Annotated in this window: 2 protein-coding genes; both read left to right on the top strand. The window is 52.7% G+C overall.

The features are described 5' to 3' along the window. The coding region (locus NE584_RS19250) for an IS110 family transposase (protein ID WP_256183538.1) at positions 1 to 1115 on the top strand (1115 nt) is incomplete at its 5' end. Between the two features lie 77 nt (positions 1116 to 1192). Then, on the top strand, positions 1193 to 1606 hold the full coding sequence (locus tag NE584_RS19245; protein WP_055269710.1) for a helix-turn-helix domain-containing protein: 414 nt from the start codon (positions 1193 to 1195) through the stop codon (positions 1604 to 1606). Positions 1607 to 1728: the final 122 nt, after the last annotated feature.

Raw genomic sequence — 1728 nt, 5'->3', positions numbered from 1 at the left:
GTCACACCGGCAGTGAACTCAAGGAGCTGGCAGACTACTTGAAAAGCCTGGACGGTGAGACACGAGTAGTCATGGAGCATACCGGACGGTACTATGAGCCGGTAGCCCGTTTTCTTCATGAGGAGGGCGTCTTTGTCAGCGCAGTCAATCCGAAGCTTATCAAAGACTACGGGAACAACACCCTGCGAAAAGTGAAAACAGACAAGGCAGATGCCCGGAAGATTGCCCGCTATGGGCTTGACAACTGGGCAGAATTGCGCCAACATACACCCATGGATACGATTCGAATGCAACTGAAAACGCTGAACCGGCAGCAGAGTCTATACGCTAAGACTAAGACGATGATGAAAAACAACCTCATCGCCCTTCTTGACCAGACCTATCCCGGCGTCAACGCCCTATTTGACAGCCCTGTCCGTGAGGACGGCAGCCAGAAGTGGGTGGACTTTGCCACGGCCTTTTGGCATGTGGACTGTGTGCGAAACATGAGCCTCACTGCCTTTGCCGAGCGTTACCGTAAGTGGTGTAAACGGCATGGCTACAACTTCAGCCAGAGCAAAGCCGTTGAGGTCCACACCGGAGCACAGGACCTGATTGCCATGCTCCCCAAGGACGCTCTGACCAAAACCATGGTCCGGCAGGCCATTGATGCGCTGAACGCCGTCTCTGCCTCTCTGGAACGGCTCAAGGCTGAAATGCAGGCCCTGGCAGCCCAGCTCCCGGAATACCCTGTGGTCATGGCCATGCACGGTGTAGGCGATTCTCTCGGCCCTCAGCTTATGGCGGAGCTTGGGGATGTGGCCCGGTTTACCCACCGAAACGCCATTACCGCTTTTGCGGGCGTTGACCCTGGCGCTGACCAGTCCGGCACTCACGAGGCTAAGAGCACAAGGGTTTCCAAAAGCGGGCCGCCGGAGCTGCGCCGCGCCTTATTCCTGGTTATGGACTGCCTACTGAAAACACAGCCCCAGGATGACCCGGTATACCGTTTCATGGACAAGAAACGAGCCGAGGGCAAACCCTATCTGGTTTACATGACAGCCGGCGCCAACAAGTTCCTGCGCATCTATTATGGCAGAGTAAAAGAATATCTGGCATCTCTGGAGGAAAATTAAGGAAGTATCCTTCCTTGTAGCAGAACCATATTGCCCATACGCTAAAAGCATCTTATGACAGAAAGAGAGCGATTAAGATGTTTTTAGACAATTTATCCACCTCCGTCCTCAAATTATGTGATACTCAAAAGCTCAGCTATGAAGCTGCCTCGGAACGATGTGACCTCAGTTCCAGGTACTTTGGCGACATTGCCAGAGGCAAGACTGCGCCCACGATCCTGACGCTGGAAAAACTCTGCGTTGGCTTTGAACTGACGCCAAATGACCTGTTGATCCCCTCAGAGTTCTGGAGAGAGATGGCCTTCCGCGAACCGATGCCAGTTACACACATCCGCTGCTTTCGATACCTCTCTGGCGTGACGGGTTTTCCTGTTTGCCCGCAATGTAGAAGGACTATGGAACGGGAATACCAGTCCTATTGTGACCGCTGTGGGCAGTGCCTTGACTGGAACAACTTCTCTAAAGCAACGATTATTCTGCCTCAGAAGTAATGTGCACTGTTACATACCTGACCATCCGGCCAGCGTCCTTTACCTGCTGGCCGCTTTTGGCATGGCCTTTTTCTCTCCTCAATTTTGCTTTATTTCCCTATTGACTTTTTATTTGCAGACTT

The organism is Clostridium sp. DFI.5.61 (genome assembly GCF_024462915.1).
Lineage (GTDB): Bacteria > Bacillota > Clostridia > Oscillospirales > Oscillospiraceae > Lawsonibacter > Lawsonibacter asaccharolyticus.
This window is presented reverse-complemented; position numbering and strand designations above follow the sequence as displayed.